The organism is Candidatus Oscillochloris fontis, from assembly GCF_004138135.1.
GTDB classification, from domain to species: Bacteria; Chloroflexota; Chloroflexia; order Chloroflexales; family Chloroflexaceae; genus Oscillochloris; species Oscillochloris fontis.
Window position 1 is genome coordinate 22,745 of the sequence record NZ_RYFD01000010.1, and the last position, 22,364, is coordinate 45,108.

A 22,364-nucleotide genomic window follows, 5' to 3' on the forward strand; every position below is an offset into this window, starting at 1 on the left:
AATATATGCAACAGCACAGCCACCTCCGGTGGTAACTGTTCACACTTGGGGTAAAAGAAACCTCGTGTTGACGCAAAGGCGCGAAGACGCAAAGGGTTGTTGCAGGCTTTGCGCCTCTGCGTCTTTGCGTCAAAACCTGGAGGCTAGGAGAAGTGTGAACAGCCACCTCCGGTGGGGGTTTGGGGGCGGCTGCGCCATACGCATGAAGTTTAGGGCTACCGCCCTAAAACCCACAGTTGGGGCAGTACAGCCACCTCGAAGATCTTTATTTTGGTCGTATTTAGCGGCTGTGCCGCAAAATACGACTAAACAATACCAAAGGCAACAAACTATGAAGATCATCATCACGGGTGGGGCGGGATTTATTGGTAGTCATCTGGTTGATCGCTTGGTACGCGATCAGGCCGGCGAATTGATCGTGATCGACTCGATGCTCCGTGGTCGCCCGGCTAATCTGGCCCAGCACCGCGATAATCCGCTGGTACAGGTGGTCACTGCCGATATCCGCGACGCCGAGACCATGCGCAGCCTGTGTGCCGGTGCCGAGCTCATCTACCACCTCGCCGCCCAATCAAATGTGATGGGTGCCGTCAGCGACCTGAACTACTCCTTCAGTACCAATGTGGCCGGTACGGTGAATGTCCTCGAAGCTGCCCGCCTGAATGGGGTGCGCCGGGTCGTCTTCACCTCCTCACGCGAGGTGTATGGCGACGTTGAAGAGTTGCCGGTACGCGAAGAGGCACCCTTCAACGCCAAAAATGCCTACGGAGCCAGCAAGGCCGCCGGGGAACTCTACGCCCGCGTCTTCCACAATACCTACGGCGTCGAGACCGCCGTGGTGCGGCTGGCCAATGTCTATGGTAGCCGCGACTACGACCGGGTCATTCCGCTCTGGCTCAGCGCCGCCGCTCAGGGCGAACCGATGATCGTCTATGGCGGACAGCAGGTGATTGACTTTGTGTATGTGGATCAGGTGGTTGAGGCGCTCATTCGCGCCTCAAGTGCCGCGATCATTGGCCAACCGATCAACATTGGCAGTGGCCAGGGCACGCCCCTACTCCAACTTGCCGAGCGGGTGCTGGCCTTACCAGGGGCCAAGACGCACCTCGATCTACACCCGGCACGTAGCGTGGAAGTAGCGCGCTTCACCGCCGACATCAGCCGGATGCGCAACCTGCTGGGGCTAGAAGTGCCCAGCGATCCACTCTTTGCCCTCGAAGATCTGTGGGCCAACCAGCACTAAGGCTTCAAATACCAGCGCTCAATATTCCAAAAGTAGCAGGGTGAACTGAGATTGACCGGGCCATCCAACGTGGTGACTCGGTCATTCAGCGCAACTGGCATACGATCCGTCCACAAGAAGAGATAGGGCAACTGCTCGGCCACCCGTGCCTGGGCTTGGCGCAATGCCGCCATGCGCTCATCTAAATTGTAGAGTTGGCGCGCAGCCTGGGCCTGGTTATCATAGACCGTATCGGCAAAGCCGACAAAATTGCGCGTCGCCCGACTATCCACCTGCCCCTGGTTGAGTTGGCTGGAGTGGAAGAGCGCGAAATCGTCCGGGTCGTAATAGACCGCATCGGCAAAATTGGGATCGCCCATACCATTACTCCAACTTCCTAGTAACAGATCAAAGCTGTAGGGCGTGGCATACTTGGAGAGAATCACGGTAGCAAAATCAGCTGGCTCGACCGTAATCTGAATACCAATACTCGCCGCAACCTCAGCAATGCGCCGCGCAGCCACCAACCGGCGCTCATCATCACCCCGCACAAAGAGGCTCCCACTCAGTACCACACCCGCACGTTGCCGGATCGTGGCATCAGGGGGCAAAACCCACCCCGCAGCATCAAGCAGCGCCCGCGCCGAGTCAAGATCGGCCACCTGGGGCGGTAGAGAGGTCAAATCAGCCCACGAGCCGGGCAGCGCACTCGAACTGATCGGGATACCCTGACCCTTAGTTGCCGCCTCAACCAGACGCGGCAGATCGAGTACCTTGGCGAGGGCTTGACGTACCGCCAAATCAGCAAACGGATACCCCTCGCGCAAATTAAAGCCGAGGAAGTAGAAACCATTCTCTGGGTAACTCCCCAACAGCATCCCATCTACCTCGGCCACATTGCGCTGCATACTCCATGGCAACTCCGCCAGCAACAACTGGCCATCGCTAAGCGCCTGGAGCGAGAGCGTCGGATCGGGCGAGACCACAAAGGCGATTTGATCAAGCAGGGGCGCACCGCGATGAAAGCCTTCAAAGCGCGTCAGCACAAACCCCTGGCCGACTTGGCGTTCGGCAAACTGAAACGGCCCACTCCCCACCGGCACGTCCCAAAAATTCACACGCGCCAAATCACGCTGATCGAGGACATGACGCGGCAGGATTGGCACCGTCAACGCCGCAAAGATCGGTGCATAGCGCGCATTCAGTTGCAGCGCAATCGTATCACTCGTCGGCGTCGTTACCGCCTCGATCACATGCAGATCGGCCAACAGCGCCGTACTCGTCACCGGCAGCGTGCGCAGTTGTTCAAGGGTGAAGAGCACATCGGACGAATCAATCGGCACCCCATCATGCCAAGTCAGGCCAGAACGTAGAGTAAAAGTAATCGTGCGCCCATCGGGAGTCGTCTCCCAACGTTCAGCCAGATCGGGCACCGGACGCATCTGGTCATCAAGCTGCATCAGGCCACTGTAGAGCATCCGCGTCATCTGCTCTTCATCCCGTGAGCGGGGCTGCCAGGGGCGCAGATCGGGCAGATCAGCCGCCAGACGTATCGTCAAGCGACCACCACGCGGCAAGTCTGTCGGCGTCGGTAGCAACGGAGCAGCACTCGGCTCCACAACCGCCGTTGACGGATCAACCGACACTGGAAGCGGCCCCGTACCAACCGTACACGCCGCTAAACCAAAAACGAACAAGAGAGCCAGTGCCAAGCTCATCCAAAAGAGTGAACGTGTAGGTAGAAAGCTCATGCGCCCATTATAGCCCATCAGGAAAAAGCTTATGCTACAATAGGAACACCAACATATAACCCACAGGATTGAGAAAGGGAAAGCCCATGGGGGCAGCAGAGACGGCAGATGGCACATTATGGGCCGCGCTTGAACCACTCGGTAGCAACCAACAGGTTCGCCGCCACAGCACCATCCATAGCCCCAACCAACCCGCAACCAGCCTCTACCTGCTCGTCTCTGGCCAAGTAGGGCTTCAGATGGTTGCATCGAGTGGCCGCGTCCTCACCCTCCGCGTCATCGAACCCGGCCAGATCTTCGGCTATAGTGTCATCGAAACGAGTAGTACCTATGACACCCACGCGGTGGCGTTAAGCGCGGTGCGGTTGATCGCTGTGCCCCAAATTGCCGTGCGCGAACGGCTCCAGCGCGAACCCCATCTGAGCATGGCCATGATCGATCTGATTGGCCAACATCGCCTCGCCATAAGTCGGCGGATTGACGAAGTTGCCTTCAAGTCCGTACCCGCCCGATTAGCCTCGGTTCTGTTGGAGATGTCCGAGACCCAACCCCAACAGCGCGTACCACGCCACACCCATCAACAACTAGCCGAAATGATCAACGCCTACCGCGAGACAGTAACAAAGGTGATCAACCAGTTCCGCGATGCACGCCTGCTCGATGTGGATCGCTCTGGGATCACGCTCCTCAACCCCTCACGGCTACGCGAATTATCGCAGAGTTAGGGCTGTGTCACTGGATCGGGCGCGTCCCGCGCACAAAAATATCCGGCCAGGGCTTAAAAGTCGTACCAAAGGTGTTGCGGGCGAGGAGTTGATCTTCCTGGTACACCCAGCGGTAGACCTCCACCTCCAACCCACCCCGCGCCGTATCACTCTGGCGCAAACTCCCCACCGGCTGCTCCGGGTCATCCACGTAGACCGGCTCGGTCGGCGCGGGGGTTCGTTTGAGGATCGTATAATCCATCCGTACCGTGCGCCCAGTCGGGCTACCATACAACGCCACGCTCAACCGCTGACGCTGCAGATCAACGCTACTCTGCATCAACAACCAGCCCCCAGTATCATTGGTAAAGCGCAGATCATACACCCCGGTGAAGATTGCCGCATCCAACCCCGGTGGCTCGCCTAGCTCCTCGTACCAACCAATACGAAAGGAGTGCTCGTGGCGCTCGGTAATCGGTAAGCCGCCCCAGAAGGCCGCCCGAAAGACCGTCGTGCTCACTTGGCATAACCCGCCCCCCCACTCCTTCTGGGTGCGGTTGTCAATGATCGCGTAGCCCTCCACAAACCCCTGCGCCGCCGTCACTGGCCCCAGATTCTGGTTAAACGAGAAGGTCGCTCCCGGCGGGATGAGTATACCATGCATCTGCCGCGCCCCCGCCCGAATGTTGGTGATGCGGTAGGCTTCCGATTTAGCAAATGAACTCACCCCTAACCCCAACCGCGTAGTGATACCCAGGCTATTCAAGTTACTCGGATTGACTGGTGGCGGCAATGGAATGAGTGGCAACACCAGATCGCGCTCGCCTCCTACCAATGCCACGTTGATCTGCACGAGCGCCGCCGCTGCATCCAGCCCCCGCCCCGCATCCCCCGGCGTGATGATGCGTAGCTCTCCGCCGTTCCAGTCTACCCGTGGCAGGGTGCCTTCTTCCCGCAGGGACTCGGCAATCGGGCGCAATGCCTGCCGGATCGCGGCCTGATCAATGCTCACCTGGATGCTGGGCCGCCCGGCCTCACTGGTTGTGGGCCGTAGGCTCACCCAACTGGCAAGTTGGGCCACTGGCCATTCCCAACTGCATGTGGGGCGACAACGGCTGCTGGGGCTGCGTAAACGGATTGGCCCGGCTAAGAGCGTGCGGAGATAGGCTTCACTTGCCGCTAGATCCGCATCACGTACCCGTGGCACCAAACTCCGCGTGCGCAACTCCACCACCTGTGGCGTCAAGCTCTGCGCCGCTGCCGTCATCTCGGTCAACATCTCGTCCACCAAGACCTGTACGCCCCACGCTTCCGCCGTCACCCAAATCTCAGCCCCGCGCAACGCCACATCCGCATTGCGCGGGACTTGCTCCACCTGGGTGGCCAAGTGCATCAGGTAGCGCTGCATCACCGCTTGATCCACGCTCAGGTGCAACGGCACATCAAGCCCCTGCTCCCACACCGCCGCCGTGATGCGTACATTCTCCGCTCGCACGTCACTCCGCCCGATAGCCAAAGCTTCCTCTAATGCCCGATCAATCTCTAGCTGTATGCCTAGCTCAGCCGCACTCGGCTGCCAAACCTCTTCAGCATAACGAATCGTGATCGGTTGTTGCAGAAATGCGGCATGCTGTTGTTCAATCGCTCGCCGTGCCGCTGTCCAGTGCATCCCCCCCACCATCACCCCACGCACGCTGATATTCGGGTAGATGCGCTGTGCATACCCGCGCTCACCAAAGAGCAGCACCACCATCGCCAAAGCCACCAGCAATGTGCCAAGGGTCAGTAGCACCAAAAACCACTCACCCATCCAACGCAAAGGTGAATGCCGCACTACCCGTCTTGGAATAGAGATGCTCTCTTCAGCCATAGGTGTCCGGTGAATCTGCTACCTTGCACACATGTGGTTTGCATTGTAGCGCGAAGCAGGCGCAGAGGCAATCTTGGCTACGCATGCCCGGTATGAATAAAAATTCACCCCCAAATGGTATTCAGATAGCATACAATGTAATTCCGTTGGTTAAAGGAGAGTTAACTCATGAGAACCCTGATCCTCGATGGCACATGGCCGAATGATCCCCACGTCGCACAGGTTCATACTGCCCTACGTCACCACCTGGGTCTCCGTGGTTGGAATACTGAACATATCCTGCTCCGTGAACAGAAAATTAGTAACTGTGCAGGAGATTTCTTCTGTTGGGTTAAAACACCAGGGATCTGTATTGCTAATGATGCTAATCGTATGATTGCGGCTGCCATTGTGCGTAGCGATCTGATGATTTATCTCACTCCGATTACCTTTGGCGGTTATTCTTCTGCGCTCAAGCGCATGATTGATCACCAGATTCAGAATATCTCGCCCTACTTCACGACTATCGGCGGTGAAACGCATCACAAAAAGCGCTATAAATACTACCCATCTATGTTGGTTATTGGCTGGCACGATCAGCCCGATGCCCACAGCGAGGCTATTTTCGGCCATCTGGCGCATCGCAACGCAATCAACATGCATGCCCCCTCAATAGTTTATGGAACCATCAATCCCAATCTTCCGCTCAGCACACAAATCCAGACATGGCTCACAACAATTGAGCAAGGGATCAGCAGCCCCCCGCCAAGCCTGCCTAGCCCCCAGATCGCCCCCGCCTCGACCCAACCACTCCGCCACGCCACACTCCTCGTTGGAAGCCCCCGTGGTTCGGCGAGTACCTCGGCAGCGCTCGGTGAGTATCTGATGGAACAACTGGTAGCACGTGGCGTTACCGTGCAGCAATTCTCACTCTACCGCGCCATGAGCAACGCTGAACAGATGCAGGAGTTGCTCACGACGCTCGATCAGACCGACTTGGTTGTGCTCTCGTTCCCGCTCTATATTGATAGTCTCCCCGGCCCAGTGATCGCCACCCTCGAACAGATTGCGGCTCACCGACGTGGACGTGCAGGCAACCAGCAACGCTTGGCCGCGATTGCCAACTGTGGCTTTCCTGAAGCCCACCATAACCAAAACGCCCTCGCGGTCTGTGAGGTCTTCGCCCGTGAAACTGGGTTTGCCTGGGCAGGCGGACTGGCACTTGGCGAAGGGGCCGGTATGATCAATGGGCAACCCCTCAAGCAACTCGGTATGCACATCGCCCCGATCCGGCGCGTGCTGAGCATGGCCGCATCTGGCTTGGTTGATGAGGGGACGATCCCCGCCGAAGCTGCCGACCTTATGGCGCAACCAATTATCCCGCCCTGGCTCTATACGATGGTTGGAGGTTTGAATTGGGAGCGTGTTGCCCTTGAATATGGGGCTACCCACGCGATTGGTCAGCAACCCTATACCTCAACTGAATATGAAGAGCGGACTTAGGTTATGTCGAGTCAACATCCAGCCTACGCCGCGATCTATGCGGTTGTGCGCACCATTCCACCCGGTAAGGTCAGTAGCTATGGGCGCATAGCGATCTTGGCCGGGTTCCCTGGCCATGCCCGTATGGTTGGCTATGCCCTGCATAGCCTCCATACCACGCACGATGTCCCATGGTGGCGCGTGATCAATGCGCATGGCTACATCTCGAATGCCTACCATCGCGATGAACAACGGGCCAGATTGCTGGCCGAAGGGGTCGCGGTGGATGCCCGCGATCATGTCAATCTGCATGAGTATGGGTGGGAAGCCATGAACTTCCGGGAAGCTTGAAGCTTCTCGGAAGCTTACGCATCCATCAGCACATGCTCCACCAATGCAGCCGTTAGCTCCAGATCGCTGCCCGCCCGCAGCCAGTAGGCCGCTCGTACTGCCTTCGCTGCGATCCCTAGCTCCTCAAGCGCACTAGTGGGTAAGTTGCTGATCTGGCTGGCCCGCCCCGCCCCCGATTCTACTAAACAGACCACTACTGGCCCGGTTGAGACGAGTAGATCACCGCCCGCTCCATCACCCCATATCTGGATCGGATCACTATAGCGGATATGTACCACTCGCTGGGAAAAAAGGCGTAGTCCATGTTCCGTACAGATCTGAATGAGTGGGTTGATCTGATTACCTATCAAACATACCACCATGTCCTCGCTCACCAACGCCGCTGCCTGCATCGCGACCCGGCCCCGCCCTTGGGACAAGAGCATGCCCATCTCCCAGATCACCTCCAATGCAGCATCCAACGACTCCGTCGCTATACAGGCTAACGCATATCCGCGTTCAACTTCGGTCAATATCACCCGCTCCCCATCCCCACCGAGCATGATCGGGCCATGCACAAAGAGTTGCATTCCTCTCGCACACCTCGCATGCCCACCAAGCACGACCTCGATTTCGATGGTCGGGCCACTCTCAACCTGCACCACATTCAGATTTGCCCATTCGCCTAATGGGTGTTGGGTCTCAAGCAACTCGACCAATGCCGCACTATTCGTATACATCCGCAGTGGCAGGCCAAAGAGCGGAAGCCAACAGGTGTGCTCCAAGCGACTACTCATAGATCAACCTAATCATGTACTGTAGGGGCGAAGCCTTTCGCCCATGCTCTACCTCCCATCCATATCATGTGGGTAGGGCATGGGCAACGTCATTGGGGCTATGCCCCCAACCCCAATTTTTGGTATTGTTTGGCGGCTTCGCCGCCAAACAATACCAAAAAGAGATCTTCGGGGACAGCGCAGCCGCCCCCGAACCCCACCGAAGGTGACTTTGCCCTGTCATGTGGGGCCAACTGCTTCGCCCCTACTCGCAATTATGCTATAATATTCTTTCCGAACACCCGTAGTATCCCCCCACACCCCTACACAACCCAATGGGGTCAATCCTCAGCGAGAAAGCGTGAACAACCAACCCAACATCAAGCATAGCACAGGTGCAGGCGGGCGCATCCGTGCCATCCGCCCCGCCAGTATTGCCGATGAGCTTGGCCTCCAACCCGGCGATCTGCTCGTGTCCATCGGTGGCCACCACCTGCGTGATGTCATTGATTACCGCTTCCTGATCGCTGAAGAACAGATAGATGTGCTGGTTCGTCATGTCAATAACGAAGAGATCATCTATGAAATCGAAAAAGATCCCGATGAGGATCTCGGTATTGATTTTGAAGAACCCCTCTTCGACCGCCTCCGCACCTGTACCAATAAGTGCCCCTTTTGCTTCCTCACTCAGATGCCGCGTGGATTCCGTAAATCACTCTATCTGAAGGATGATGATTACCGGCTCTCTTTCATCTATAGTAATTTTGTTACCTTTACCAACCTCCATGAATCCGATTGGGAACGTATCGCCGCCCAACACCTCTCCCCGCTGCATATCAGTGTCCACGCTACCGACCCTGCATGGCGGGCGATTATGCTCGGTAAGCGTGATGTCCCCGATGTGCGGGCACAAATCCGCCGCCTGCACCAGATCGGGGTCACTGTCCATACCCAGATCGTGGCATGCCCTGGTGTTAATGACGGCCCCATCTTACAACAGAGTATCAACGACCTGATCGCCCTCGCACCCACTGTGCAGTCTATTGCCGTAGTTCCGGTTGGCTTGACCAAATATCGCTTTGAAGGCCAACGGCCACGCTCCATCCGCGCCGCAATTGAGGTGCATGAATCACCCGAATGGCACGATTCTAACGCCGAACCACAACCCTTGTGGCAGACGCACGAATCTCACCCGCCCCTCCACGATCCCAGCCTCGGCTTCTGCTCGCGCCTCGCGGCTGCCAGTGAGATACCCCTGCGCTGCTATACGCCCGACGAAGCATCCGCCGTGCTCGATCTTATCCATAGTTATAGCGCCACCTGCCGCCGCGACTTCGGCATGACCCTGGTCTACCCCAGCGATGAGTTCTATATCCTGGCTGGCCGCGAGATACCACCCGCCGATTTCTACGATGATATGCCCCAATACTCCAACGGCGTCGGGATGGTACGCGATTTTCTGGATACCTGGGCCAAAGCCAAACGCCGCCTGCCTCCGCGCATGAGCACCCCCACCCGCCTCGCTCTGGTCTGTGGCACGCTGGTTGGCCCGCTCTTGCAGCAAGTGGCCACGCGCCTCAATACGATCACCGGGCTTGATGTACAGGTGCTTCCCGTGGTCAACGAGTTCTTTGGCGCAACCGTCACCGTCAGTGGCCTACTCGCCGCCCAAGATGTCATCCCAGCCCTTCAGGCCAGCGGCGCACAGCACGCTATCCTGCCCCGCGTCATGTTCGATTATCAGGGCGACCGTACCATTGATGACCAAACACCCCAACATATCAGTGAGGCCGCTGCAATGTCGGTGTCCCTCGCCAATGATCCGACTGAATTGGTTCGCTCTGTGCGTACACTAGCCCAACGCTAGATGGTAGATCAGAAGGGATGGCATCCTATGACAACCGAAATAAGTCGGCTTCAGCAATATGTTGAAGTGATCCAGCAGGCAAATCAGATCGCTGCTAGTACCGAACTTGATGCTTTGCTTGATAAGATGCTCGGTCTGATTATTAGTATCACCAATGCCGAAGCTGGAACGCTGTATCTCTATGATGCAGCAACCCACGAACTGGTCTTTAAGGTTGTCCATGGCAATGCCGCCAGCGAACGCCTCGTCGGTCTGCGGCTCAATGCCGATAACGGCGTGGCGGGGCAGGCGCTCAAATGCGCCGAACCGCTCTTCATCCAGGATGTCATGAATGACCCCCGCTGGGATCGTGCCACCGGCGAACTGACTGGCATGAACCTGCGCACAATGTATTGTGTCCCGCTCATCCTGCGCGGTCAGCCTGTGGGGGTTGTCCAGGTCTTTAACCTGCCCCCCGAAACCTGCGATGACCCCGATGAGGTTGCACTCATCCAGTTGCTCTGCTCGCGCCTCGTCACCGAGGTCGAAAAGACCCGTATGCTCGAAGAGTCCCAACTGCGTACTCGGCGTCAGCAGGCACTGGTCGAGATTATCTCGAATCTCACCTCCACCTTGGATAGCAAGACGCTCCTAGATCGCATCATGAGCCACGCATGCGATCTGCTCGGCGTTGAGGCTACCTCCATCTGGCTGCGTGATACGGTCAATGGCGATCTTGTGCTACATATGGCCACTGGTGAGCATCGCGAATATCTACAGGCGATCCGGGTTCCAGCCGGGCAGGGAATCATTGGCCATGTGGTAGCAACCGGCGAGACTGTGGTGGTGAACGATGTCCGTAGCGATCAGCGTTTCTACCGTAATGTAGACGACCACAGTGGCTTCCAAACCCGCGCCATTCTGTGTGTCCCCATGCGTGCCCCGCGCATTATCGTCGGCGGAGCGCGTGGCACGGTTGAAGAACAGGTGATCGGTGGTGCCCAAGCACTCAATCCGATCAACCAGCGCGCCTTCTCCGAGGATGATATTAGCCTCTTTACTTCACTCGCCAGCCAAGCTGCAACCGTCATCCGGCTCGCACGGCTCTATGAAGAGACCGATAAACTCTTCACCCGCCTCATTGATGCGATTACCGGGGCGATTGATCTTAAAGATCCCTACACCCGTGGCCATAGCCAGCGCGTCAGCGACTACTCGGTGGCGATTGCCGAAGAACTCGGTCTGTCCCAAGAAACAATCTACCGTATCCGTATCTCTAGCAAACTCCACGATGTCGGCAAGATCCGCATTCCCGACCACATCCTGAATAAGCCGGATCGTCTCGATGAGGCTGAATTTAGTGAAATGCGCCAGCACCCCACCTATGGCTTGGAGTTCCTGCAACAGAATGGCCTCCTCGAAATTGACCTGCTGCGCGACTCATGGCAAGCCCTCGCCCAACACCACGAACGCCTCGATGGCCATGGCTACCCCAACGGCCTTCATGGCGATCAGATCTCGCTCGTGGGGCGGATCGTGGCCGTCGCCGATGTCTTCGATGCCATCAGTAGCCATCGGCCCTACCGTGCCGCCATGCCGATTGAGAAGGTCTTTAGTATCTTGCGTGCTGGGGCTGGTGCTGAACTTGATCCTACCTGTGTTGAAGCGCTCGTCCGCGCACGGGCGAATGGCAAAATTCTCACCCAAGACGAACGTAAAGAGAAGGAGGCATAAGGCCACCCCCTAACTCGCACGCCGAAAATCCTTGATATTGATCTGCAACTTGCGCTCACCATTCCACTCGTTGGCCTCAAGTGTATAGACCAGATCAATGCGTGGATGGCGGCGCAACGCATCAGCCAAATGCCCGAGGCGGAAGGCGATCCCCTCATAGCGTGGCCCACCATTCTTGCGCAAGGTCAGACTCATATGCAGACCATCAACGCCCCGCGTGCGCACATCCACCACCTGCACATCGCGGCTCATCAAGACCGGCTGCGGGTTAGCCTGCCCAAATGGTTCGAGTTGGCACAGATCAGCCAGCAATTCCCAATTCAACTCGTTCAACCCCACTTCTGCATCTACCTGAATGCGCGGCTGGAGCATCGCATCTGTCAGTTGCTCGGCAGCCAATACCTGGAGCCGCGCATCAAGGGTGGGGATATGCTCATTTGCAATCGTAAACCCGGCAGCCGCTGAGTGTCCACCATAGCGCTCAAAGAGATTCTCGCACGCTTGAAGCGCGGCAATAATACTAAACCCCGGAACAGAACGCGCCGATCCTCGCGATGATACAGCACCCTGCTCAATCAGCAGCACCGGACGGCCCCACTCCTCGGCCAACTTTCCCGCCACCAACCCCACCACCCCAGCATCAAACTCGGTGCTATGCAGCACCACCACCCGCTGTTGATGCCGCCCCTCGGCTTCGGCCAGCGCCTTGGCAGCAGCCTGTACGTGCTTGGTGAGATCCTGACGTGCGCGGTTGGTCTGGTTCAGAGCATCGGCTAAGACTTTGGCTTGGGTATAACTCGTCGCCAATAGCAGATCATAGGCCCGCACCGCATCGTCTAGGCGCCCGGCGGCATTGATACGGGGTGCCAACATATAGCCAATCGCCGCCGAATCAACCGCCCCCATACGCAACCCAGAGACCTCGACCAATGCCCGCAGGCCGGGGCGTTGGGTACTATTCAATGCCTCCAACCCTGCTTTCACCAACACACGATTCTCACCATCAAGCGGCCCCATATCGGCCACGGTACCCAAAGCAACCACATCCAGCAGATCGCGTCCGCGCAGATCACCCAACACCATCCCACGCTTCACCAGCGCCTGCACAAGTTTGAAGGCAATCCCTACCCCCACCAGATGCGGGTACGGGTAACTACACCCAGGCTGTTTGGGGTTGACAATCGCATAAGCGGGAGGCAACTCGCTAGGTGGGGTATGGTGATCAGTCACGATCACATCCATACCTAACCCCATCGCATGGGCCACCTCATCCCGGTTACTAATCCCACAATCAACCGTGATCAGTAGCCGTACCCCCTGCGCCGCCAAATGGTCAATCGCGTCTTGGTTTAACCCGTAGCCCTCACGAGTCCGATGCGGAATATAGGGCTGAATCTTGGCACCCATCGCACCCAGCGCCTGCACCAGCAGCGTCACCGCCGTTACCCCATCGGTATCGAAGTCACCATAGACCGCAATCGGTTCACCAGATTGGATAGCCTGGACAACCCGCATACTCGCTTCGGACATCCCTTTGAGTAGCATAGGGTTATGTAAACCAACACGATAATCAGCCGCCAAGAACTGCTGAATCCGTTCCGGCTCGTGTAGTTGGCGCTGATAGAGTAGCGTCGCCAGCAACGGGTTATACCCAATCCGGCGGATGAAATCGGCAGATGCAGCAGGCAACACATCCCAATGCTTATGGCGCGCCGAAAGTGGCATGACAGGTCTCTTCTGATTATGGCCAAGTGTGGCGAGGTTTGTTATGGGCATTATAGAACCTCTGCATGACGTGTCAATCGTGTGCGATCATCCCGTAGGGGCGAAGCATCGCTCTCCAAGCCATTCCGTGTTTTCCAAGCTACATGGAAGGCGATGCTTCGCCCCTACATGCATGCTACAATCATCCAAAGCCCCCTGCAAACCTATAAGGAGCTCCTGCATGACCGTCCACGAACTTGCCCCCGGAATTGTGCAAGTCCAACTCCCATTGCCCTTCGCGCTACGGAGCATCAACGCCTACCTGTTGCACGATCCCGCTGGCTGGACTGTTGTTGACACCGGCCTCCACACTGCCGATGGTGAAGATGCTTGGCATGCCGCCTTTAGCCACCTCGGTATCACTCCGCAAGCCATCCGACAGATCGTCCTCACCCACTTCCACCCCGATCACTACGGGATGGCCGGGTGGCTACAACAACTGAGTGGTGCACCAGTCTACATCTCGCCGCGTGACGCCGAACAGACCCGCGAGGTGTGGGAGTTATCGCCCGACGCCGAAGAGCCAACCCTGGCCTACTTCACCCGCCATGGCGTACCTGCCACCCTCACCAACACGATTGTGGATGTGGTCGAAATGCTACGCGCCAGCACCCTCCCGCATCCAGAACTGACTCTCATCCAACCAGGGGAAATGATCGCCATGGGTGGACGGCAGTTTCAATCCATCCACACCCCTGGCCACAGCGACGGGCAGTTCGTCTACTTTGCAGAAGAAGGCGGATTGATGTTGTGTGGCGACCAAGTCTTGATGAAGATCACCCCCCACATTGGCTGGTGGCCCAACAGCGAAGCCGATCCACTAGGGCGCTACCTCACCGCGCTTGAAGGACTCGAAACACTCCCGGTGCGCCAAGGATTACCCGGCCACAACCGGCTGATCGAGGACTGGAGCGGGCGGATCAGCGAACTTCGTCACCACCACGAAGAACGGTTAGAGGTGATGTTAGCTGCCGTCGGCACCTCGGCCACTGCCTACGAAGTCGCATGCAAGGTCTTCACCATGGCGCGCTATACCCCACATGAAGTGCGTTTTGCGGTGGCCGAAACGATAGCCCACCTCGAACTACTCATCCTACGTGGATTACTGCGTCGTGAAGAGGGCGATCTAGTGCAGTACGTGCGTGTACCCTAGTAGAGGCGCAGCGTGATGCGCCCCCGACACGATCATCGCGCCGGAGGGCACGTCGCGACGCGACGCGCCCTCCGGCGCATACCACATGCGCTTAACCGGATGTGCATGTGGCAATGCAGCCCCCGAAGATCATTTTTGGGTATTGTTTGGCGGCTATGCCGCCAAACAATACCCAAAATGAGGTTTGGGGCTAGACCCCAAGAACATCCCACACACCCTACCTACGGTGTCGGTGTAGCACTCTCGCGCACTGGCAGACCACGCTCAACAACCAATTCCATGGCCCGCTCAATCGGAATATGCACGGTTCCTTCAAGCGTATAGCCATAGGTACTGAGCAACTGCGTATCGCGCTCGATGTAATAGGTCGCCATCGTTCCCGGCTGGGCGATTGGTGCGGGCCGGAAGGGCACGCGCCCCGCAAAGAGCACCAGCAACGTCATCAGCACGAACACAACCACCAACGCCGTCATGAGGCGCAGAGCGCTTGGAACCGGCACGGGGCCGGAAGCAGGAGCCGGTGGCGCATAAGAACGTGGACGATAACTCATTAGTGGTGGCCTCCCGCATGCAGCCACTCCATATTCGGATCATTGAGTGGCAGGAGCGATGCACGCTGCAAATTACCAATAAACAGAGCAATCCAGAGACCCACCAGACCCACCGGAGCCGCAAAGTTGAGCCAACTCACATCAAGGATGCTCTCGTGGAAGGCGGGCAGCACAATCCAGGTCACATCAATGCAGCGCATCAGGATGACAAACCCTGCGATACCTGCCAGCGTCTTCAAGTTGCGCTTGTTGCTGCGCGAAAGGAGCAGGAAGAAGGGCACAAAGAACTGGAACAGGATCAGGATTGGCACTAAGGTCAACCAGCCATTGTGAGTACGATCAATGTACCACGGGGTGAACTCAGCAATATCACCCGACCAGATAATCATATACTGGCTGTAGGACATATACGTCCACAGGATGGTGAAGGCCAACATCAGCTTCCCAATATCGTGGAACGGCTTGATGGTGACATGCTGCTCAAAGATCTCGGTCTGGCGCACCTGGGTGGCCATCAAGATCATAAAGGCCAGGGTCATCAAACCAGAACTGACCATAAAGTGCGCACCATACATGGACGAGAACCAGTGGGGGTTGAGCGACATCGTCCAGTCGAAGGAAGCAAAAGTGACCGTAAGAACGAAGAGCGCAATCCCGATACCACTCAGCATGCGCATACGGGCAGCCATTGCCTGATTGCCAGTGCGATCCTGCTCAATAGACCAAGAGCGGAGCATAAACGCCAGCGCCGTCCAGATCACGAAGTAGATCACCGAGCGAACGGTAAAGAACATCGGATTGAGCCATGGCTGCTTATAGTGAACCACCGGATCGTAGTGTTCACTAGCAGGATTCACTAGGTCTGGCACTGCCCACTCATAGAGTGGATGGTGCATCCCCATTGCGTGGCTCGTATCGGGGAACGTTGCGAGGGCAATCGGGATAAAGAGCAATCCCATCACCGGCATCAACATCGCGCCCGACTCGAGCATACGGCGAAATGTCACGCCCCATGCACCACCAGTGAGGTGCTGCAACATCAGGAAACCGATACTCCCGATCGAGAGGCCCACTGTGAAGTAGAAGCCGAACAGATACGAACGGAAGAACTGATCGGCACCAACCACAAAATAGCCAAGCGCAAGCAGGACTAAGCCGATCAGCGCCGCGCCGATGCCGTAGGTCTGCAGTCGGCTCAGCTGCGGAACCTTGGTAGGTGCAAGAGAAGTTGTTGCCATGCGAAGAGCCTTCTAACGCGCCGGGATGACCGACGCCGAGCGATCACCTATTTACTGACCAAGCTGGTCGCGCATATCGAGCGGCACATCGTCAACCGTCGCGTTTTGGCTAAGTTGGAGGGCACGAATATAGGCTGCAATCGCCCAGCGATCCTCAACCTTCACGCGCGAGGCATAACTAAACATGGACTGGTAGCCATCTTTGGTCGGATCACCACGATAAACACCGTTGGTGATAATATCAAAGAAGTGGGAGACCGGCACATCACGCAGTCGCTGCTGATGGAAATTGGCCGGTACAATCGCACCGCGCTCAGCCACGGCACTCTGCCCAAGACCAGCGACACCGTGACAGACCGAGCAGTAGATTGTGTACTGCTGCTGGCCCCGCGCCAGCAAATCAGCCGTCACTGGGAAGGGCATCATATCTACCAACTCCCCATCAATTTTGCCAGTATTGAGGAAGGTATCAACCTCATCCTGACCAACCACCACCGCCCCGGCAACCACTGGTCGCGAGGCTCGCCCATCGGCGAAGAACGTGCTGGGCTCATAGGTCTGGAGCTTGGCCTGATTATACATGTCGGTATGGCATGCGGTCAGCAACATCCCCAGGAGCCCGACCCAGCTATAGCGAACAAGCCGGGCGAGTAAAGAGCGGCGCGAGCGTAGCGTCTGCATCGGAACATCCTCAGTGCGTGACTTCAGAAACCTGGAGCGGGTTCAGGCTGCGCAGGAACTGCGAAGTCTGCGCACGGTCGAAGAGCGGATCCGTCGACTCAATACACAGGAAGAATGCATCCTGTGAAGCGCGCTCAAAGCGCGGAGCGTTAAAAGTCGGATGGTAGAGTGTCGGCAACCCATTGAGCGCCAGCATCCCGAACACCGCACCGAAGGCGGAGAAGAGGATACCAAACTCAAATGTCATGGGGATCATCGCCGCCCAGTTGGTGATGTTATTTGGACGACCACCAATAATCAGCGGGTAATCAACAAACTGGGACATTGCCTGGGTAATAAAACCGGTGGCAGCACCGGTCAAGCCACAAATGAGGACAATCCGTGGTACCCCCGTATCACCGGGAGCGACCTCCTCGGACACCTCCTCGATTGGGAAGGGCGAGTAGGCATCCATCTTCCGGTAGCCGGCCTCGCGTGCCTTCTTGGAGGCTTCGATCAGGGCGCTTGGGCTGGGAAACTCAGCCATCACACCATAGATATCGCTGGATGCTTGCATAGTTCTCACCGAGGCGATAGTCGGCTGATCCTGCCAACCTCGCACAACTAGTAGACGAGAGCCGAGGGCCGGGGGGGAGCATCAGCCGGAGCCTAGCTCCCCATACGACTATTCAATAACCACAGCCCTAGTCAGCCGAAGCCGTACCATGCGCGTGATCGTGGCCGTGATCGTGGCCATGACCGTGGAGCGCAGCCTCACGGCGATGGGCACGCTCCGTCTCCTGGTGCAGGTACATCCGAATTTCAAAGATGTTAATCATCGGCAGAACACGGATGAACAGGAAGGTTAGGGTAAAGAAGAGACCCATCGTACCCAGGTAGAGCGACCAGTCCCAGATTGTCGGGATGTAGCGATCCCAGGATGAGGGCAGGAACTCGCGCTCCAGCGAGATAACGATAATCACATAGCGCTCCAGCCACATACCGATACTGACAATCGTTGAGATGATCATCAGGGCGGGGATGTTCTGGCGCACGCGGCGGAACCAGAGCGGCTGGATGGCCACCGCGTTACAGAAGAGCAGACCGTAGTACGCCCAAGCGCTAGGGCCATGCAGACGGTTATAGAGGAGGTACTGCTCGTACTTACTGCTGCTGTAGAGCGAACCAAAAACCTCCATAAAGTAACCATAGACCACGATCATCCCGGTAGCTAACATCACCTTCGCCATCACATCAAGGTGACGAACCGTAATGTAGCTCTCAAAACCATAGAAGGTACGTACCGGGATCATCAGCAGTAACACCATTGCAAAACCGGCGAAGACGGCACCAGCGACGAAGTAGGGAGGGAAGACCGTCACCTGCCAACCGGGGATCTGCGAAATGGCGAAGTCATAAGAAATCGTCGAGTGAACCGAGACCACCAGCGGGGTGGAGAGACCGGCCAGCAAGAGCGAAGCCATCTCATAACGGTGCCAGTGGAGCGCCGAGCCACGCCAACCCAACGCCGCCACACCATAGATGCGCTTCACCAACGGATTCGTCGCCCGGTCACGCAGGGTCGCAAAGTCTGGGATCAGACCGACGATCCAGAAGAGCAGCGAGACCGTCGCATAGGTCGAGATAGCGAAGACGTCCCAGTCCAGCGCACTACGGAAGTTCGGCCACAGGCCGTGGGTATTGGGATAGGGCGTCAACCAGTAGAAGAGCCAAGGCCGACCAAGGTGCAGAATGGGATACTGACCGGCGCAGGCCACGGCGAAGAGCGTCATCGCTTCAGCGAAGCGGTTGATCGAGTTACGCCAGCCCTGGTTGAGCAGCAACAGAATGGCCGAGATCAGCGTACCGGCGTGACCGATACCGATCCACCAGACGAAGTTGATGATATCCATACCCCAGCCGACCGGGATATTGATACCCCAAATACCAACGCCACGGATCAAGAGCCAAGTGACCGAGACAAGGAAGACCATCAGCAGAGCGACGGAGACCGCAAAGCCAAAGATCCAGCCCTTGGGCGTCTTCATCGGCGGAGTCAGTGGAACGTCACCGATTACACTCGTGATCGAGCTATAGGTCTCACCCGGCAATAGATAGGTATCACCGGTGTCGGGCTGAGACTGGGGGCGGATGGACTGCGCCTGTGCCATCGGCTAATCTCCTAGTGCTCCGCCGAGTCGTGGACGCTCAGCGCCTCGACCGGGTTACGGATACGCGCAATATAGGTCGTGCGGGGAAGAGTATTCAACTCACCCAGGATACCGTAGTTGTGTGGCTCGCTCTTCCACGAAACCACCCGGCTATCCTTGTTGTTCAGATCACCGAAGACGATGGCCTCAGTCGGACAAGCGGCTTCACACGCCATCACGATTGCATCATCAGTAATCGTATAGGTGTCATTACCGGCTGCCACGGCTGCCTTCTTCGCCTCGATGCGCGCACCACTGATGCGCTGGACACAGTAGGTACACTTCTCCATCATACCGCGATTACGCAAGGTGACATCAGGGTTGCGTGACAGCTTGAGGATTGGTGTCACGGTGTCGGAGTACTGGAGGAAGTTGAAGCGCCGCACCTTGTAGGGACAGTTGTTGGAGCAATACTTGGTGCCGACGCAGCGATTATACACCATATTATTGAGCCCTTCATAGTCGTGGACGGTGGCAGCCACCGGACAGACCAGCTCACAAGGTGCATTCTCGCACTGCACACAGGCCATCGGCATCATATAGGTGTCGGGGTTATCCAGATCCGAACCGGCGAAGTAGCGATCAATGCGCAACCAGTGCATTTCACGCCCCACCGCCACCTGGCTCTTCCCAACGATTGGGATGTTATTTTCAGCTTGGCATGCGACGACACAGGCATTGCAGCCAATACAGGCCGTCAGGTTGATGGTCATACCCCACGAGTTATTGTGGTCAGTATAATCAACACCAGGCTGCATGCGCTCAAAGTGAGCTTCGTCGGTACCAAACTCCTCCTGGTAGACCTCCTTGGAGATATACTCAGGATCGTGCTTGAACTCCTCGAAGTGGCCAACACGATAGAGATCGCGCTCCTCCATCGTCCAGTGATCTTGGGTCGAGACCAACTGGTAGGTCGCTCCGGTATCAGTAACAGCATCAACCGTCCCGAACCAGGGAGCATCACTGGTACGCAGCGGGTAGACATTCACCCCCACACCGGTACCAACGGTACCAGCCTTACTACGACCATACCCCAAATGGACGGTGATCGAGTTCTCAACATGGCCAGGCAGCAACCAGAGCGGCAGTTCCATCGTTCCGCCCCGATATTCAATCCGCACCAGCTTGCCATTGACTTCGAGCAACTTCTCAAGGTAGTGCTGATTATCAGCCGTCCCACCCACTAACTGGGCAGCGTCAAACGGCAAATTCAGCAACGTAATCGCAGTGCGCGGGCTCATAAGGGCCGCATTATCCCAGACCAACTTGGTCAGCGGGCGGGGGATCTCCATGAGCCAAGCATTGTTGGCATAGCTCCCATCCCAGATCGAAGGATCGGGGCGGAAGACCAACTCAATCTCGCCAGCAGCAGCGACACTGCCAGCCAGACCTGCTTCGTTCAGGGTTGGCGTGCGGGGAGCCGCCGCAGTATCAGCGATCACACCGGTGGCCAAAGCGGCCTGCCACGCGGAGGCGAAGTCACCGGAGAGCTGGCCCTGCCAATAGGACTGAACAATATCGAGCGGATCAACACTGGGAAGCCCAAGCAGTGCTGCCATAAGCTCGTGGCTGGTCTTACCACCAAAGATCGGCTCGATCAAGGGTTGGATAATACCTGCGGTACCATCGAAGGCCCGTGCATCACTCCAACTCTCGAGGCTATGCGTCGCCGGAATATGCCACGTCACCGCCGCCGAGGTCTCATCTACATAGTAGTTCAGGTGGAAACTGAACGGCACCTTCGCCAGCGCCTCTGCAAAGCGCAGATCGCCGGGGGCATTATAGACCGGGTTGCCACCGATCATCACCAAGGTCTGCACCTGACCAGCGGATATCTCATTGACCAAGCTAGAGATCTCATTGGTCTGGTTCGTTGGGCGGGCTTCAACCGGATCGGTATAGATGACCGTACTGCCAACATTGCCCAACTCAGCATTGATGGCGTGAACCAGGGCATGAACCAGCGGGGGCTGCTGATCACCAGCAATCACCAGCGAGTTCCCCTTACCCTTATGAGCCTCAAGTTCCTCAGCCAGGACTTCGAGGAAGTGCTGCGCCGCCTCCGGCACCTCACCAGCGCTAACGCCGGGGATACCGAGCTTCGCCGCCAATGCCTGCGTAAAGGCTGCCACCAGACTTGCCTTGAGGGGCAAGCGATGATCGGCACTAATACCCGTATTAGAAGGAGACGCCTCAACCACAAGAAGACGGTTCATCTCCTCGGTATCGTGGCGCACGCGGCGACCATCCATAAAGGTGCGCGCATAGGCCGCAAAACCGGGGCCAGGAGCGAGGAAGTCGGCATCGAGACTGACCACCAAGTGCGCCTTGCTAAAATCGTAGCGCGTGGTGACATCCTCACCGAAGGCCAAGCGAGTACCCTCATAGGCGTTATCGCGATTGATTGGATCGTACTGATACCAACGCGCCTGGGGATACGCTTCGAGCACCTGGGCAATCTGATCGGCCAGCGTGGGCGACGTAACCGTTGTCGTCAACAAACGCAGCCCCGCACCATCAGCCGGGATAGCCGCTGTTAGCGCCTCAAAACAGGCGTCCCAGGTCGCTACTTCACCCTTATTGAGTACCTGGGTGGAGCGATCCGGGTCATAGAGCGACAGAATCTCAGCCTGGGTGTAGATGTCCGTACCACCGGAACTACCCGGATGGCGCACATTCGGCTCAATCTTGGTCGGGCGACCGTCATTGGAGCGCACCAGTACGCCGGTGGCATAGCCATTCAGCAGTACCGAGGTCGCATAGTAGAGTGGCACACCAGGCACTCGTTCGAGCGGCTGGTTAATAAAGGGGGCAATCTTCTCGCGTGGCATGTAGGTACAACCTGTCACACCAGCTAATGCGAGGGACGCGCCCATCAACTTAAGAAACGTCCGGCGGCTCATCGGGTCGTTCAGCTCAGAAGCGCCTTGAGGAAACTCCCGCTCAACCAACTCGCGGAACGCGGGCGTATCCGCCATTTGGTCAAGCGAGCGCCAAAGCTGAGGACCACGGGCATTGCGCAGTTGCGCACGAACAGCGTCGAGGTCGGGGTTCAACATGGAGTTTGTCATATCGTTGATGATGCCTGATGCCT

General features: G+C 57.3%; 17 protein-coding genes. 7 read left to right on the forward strand and 10 right to left on the reverse strand.

The window, feature by feature from the left end:
* The first annotated feature begins 331 nt into the window (after positions 1–331).
* Positions 332–1,243 carry an NAD-dependent epimerase/dehydratase family protein gene (locus EKD03_RS06030; RefSeq protein WP_161569194.1) on the forward strand — a complete coding sequence of 304 codons (912 nt, stop codon included), beginning with the start codon at positions 332–334 and terminating at the stop codon, positions 1,241–1,243.
* Here EKD03_RS06030 and EKD03_RS06035 read toward each other — a convergent pair.
* On the reverse strand, positions 1,240–2,973 hold the full coding sequence (locus EKD03_RS06035) for a peptide ABC transporter substrate-binding protein (RefSeq protein WP_238613410.1): 1,734 nt from the start codon (positions 2,971–2,973) through the stop codon (positions 1,240–1,242). The two genes, EKD03_RS06030 and EKD03_RS06035, sit on opposite strands and share 4 nt — an antisense overlap.
* A gap of 86 nt (positions 2,974–3,059) precedes the next feature.
* On the opposite strand from EKD03_RS06035, the gene EKD03_RS06040 reads away from it, so the two are divergent.
* The gene (locus EKD03_RS06040; protein WP_129628616.1) at positions 3,060–3,698 is read left to right on the forward strand and encodes a Crp/Fnr family transcriptional regulator; all 639 of its coding nucleotides are present in this window, start codon (positions 3,060–3,062) and stop codon (positions 3,696–3,698) included.
* Positions 3,699–3,705: 7 nt separating this feature from the next.
* Here EKD03_RS06040 and EKD03_RS06045 read toward each other — a convergent pair whose 3' ends face one another.
* Positions 3,706–5,469, reverse strand: coding sequence for a VanW family protein (locus EKD03_RS06045; RefSeq protein ID WP_238613411.1), 1,764 nt, complete (start codon positions 5,467–5,469; stop codon positions 3,706–3,708).
* Between the two features lie 246 nt (positions 5,470–5,715).
* Here EKD03_RS06045 and EKD03_RS06050 point away from each other — a divergent pair, with 246 nt between their 5' ends.
* Together EKD03_RS06050 and EKD03_RS06055 are read left to right on the forward strand one after the other, a co-directional pair.
* Positions 5,716–7,029 carry an NAD(P)H-dependent oxidoreductase gene (locus EKD03_RS06050; RefSeq protein ID WP_129628618.1) on the forward strand — a complete coding sequence of 438 codons (1,314 nt, stop codon included), beginning with the start codon at positions 5,716–5,718 and terminating at the stop codon, positions 7,027–7,029.
* Positions 7,030–7,032: 3 nt separating this feature from the next.
* Entirely contained in the window at positions 7,033–7,359 is a 327-nt protein-coding gene (locus EKD03_RS06055; RefSeq protein ID WP_129628620.1) for an MGMT family protein, read from the forward strand.
* A 14-nt stretch (positions 7,360–7,373) separates the two neighbouring features.
* Here EKD03_RS06055 and EKD03_RS06060 read toward each other — a convergent pair whose 3' ends face one another.
* Complete coding sequence (locus tag EKD03_RS06060) at positions 7,374–8,135, reverse strand: hypothetical protein (protein WP_129628622.1); 762 nt, start codon at positions 8,133–8,135, stop codon at positions 7,374–7,376.
* Positions 8,136–8,475: 340 nt separating this feature from the next.
* Here EKD03_RS06060 and EKD03_RS06070 point away from each other — a divergent pair, with 340 nt between their 5' ends.
* The gene (locus EKD03_RS06070) at positions 8,476–9,981 is read left to right on the forward strand and encodes a DUF512 domain-containing protein (protein WP_129628626.1); all 1,506 of its coding nucleotides are present in this window, start codon (positions 8,476–8,478) and stop codon (positions 9,979–9,981) included.
* A gap of 27 nt (positions 9,982–10,008) precedes the next feature.
* Positions 10,009–11,694 (forward strand): GAF and HD-GYP domain-containing protein, encoded by a 1,686-nt coding sequence (locus EKD03_RS06075; protein WP_129628628.1) that lies wholly within the window; start codon positions 10,009–10,011, stop codon positions 11,692–11,694.
* 9 nt (positions 11,695–11,703) lie between these two features.
* Here the strand turns inward: EKD03_RS06075 and recJ are convergent, their stop codons facing one another.
* Complete coding sequence (gene recJ / locus EKD03_RS06080) at positions 11,704–13,419, reverse strand: single-stranded-DNA-specific exonuclease RecJ (protein ID WP_129628630.1); 1,716 nt, start codon at positions 13,417–13,419, stop codon at positions 11,704–11,706.
* 220 nt (positions 13,420–13,639) lie between these two features.
* Between recJ and EKD03_RS06085 the strand changes: the two genes are divergently transcribed.
* Positions 13,640–14,611 carry an MBL fold metallo-hydrolase gene (locus EKD03_RS06085; RefSeq protein WP_129628632.1) on the forward strand — a complete coding sequence of 324 codons (972 nt, stop codon included), beginning with the start codon at positions 13,640–13,642 and terminating at the stop codon, positions 14,609–14,611.
* 221 nt (positions 14,612–14,832) lie between these two features.
* On the opposite strand, the gene EKD03_RS06090 is transcribed toward EKD03_RS06085, so the two are convergent.
* The 6 genes from EKD03_RS06090 to EKD03_RS06115 form a co-directional block, all read right to left on the reverse strand.
* Positions 14,833–15,162 (reverse strand): hypothetical protein, encoded by a 330-nt coding sequence (locus EKD03_RS06090; protein WP_129628634.1) that lies wholly within the window; start codon positions 15,160–15,162, stop codon positions 14,833–14,835.
* Positions 15,162–16,400, reverse strand: a complete 1,239-nt coding sequence (locus tag EKD03_RS06095) for a hypothetical protein (protein ID WP_238613412.1) — start codon at positions 16,398–16,400, stop codon at positions 15,162–15,164. Before EKD03_RS06095 ends, EKD03_RS06090 begins: the two co-directional genes overlap by 1 nt.
* 51 nt (positions 16,401–16,451) lie before the next feature.
* A complete protein-coding gene (locus tag EKD03_RS06100; RefSeq protein WP_238613413.1) occupies positions 16,452–17,081 on the reverse strand; it encodes a c-type cytochrome in 630 nt (209 codons plus the stop codon).
* Positions 17,082–17,091: 10 nt separating this feature from the next.
* Entirely contained in the window at positions 17,092–17,637 is a 546-nt protein-coding gene (locus tag EKD03_RS06105) for a DUF3341 domain-containing protein (protein ID WP_129628643.1), read from the reverse strand.
* A 127-nt stretch (positions 17,638–17,764) separates the two neighbouring features.
* A complete protein-coding gene (gene nrfD, locus EKD03_RS06110; RefSeq protein WP_129628645.1) occupies positions 17,765–19,231 on the reverse strand; it encodes an NrfD/PsrC family molybdoenzyme membrane anchor subunit in 1,467 nt (488 codons plus the stop codon).
* Positions 19,232–19,242: 11 nt separating this feature from the next.
* On the reverse strand, positions 19,243–22,341 hold the full coding sequence (locus tag EKD03_RS06115) for a TAT-variant-translocated molybdopterin oxidoreductase (RefSeq protein WP_238613414.1): 3,099 nt from the start codon (positions 22,339–22,341) through the stop codon (positions 19,243–19,245).
* Positions 22,342–22,364 lie beyond the last annotated feature (23 nt).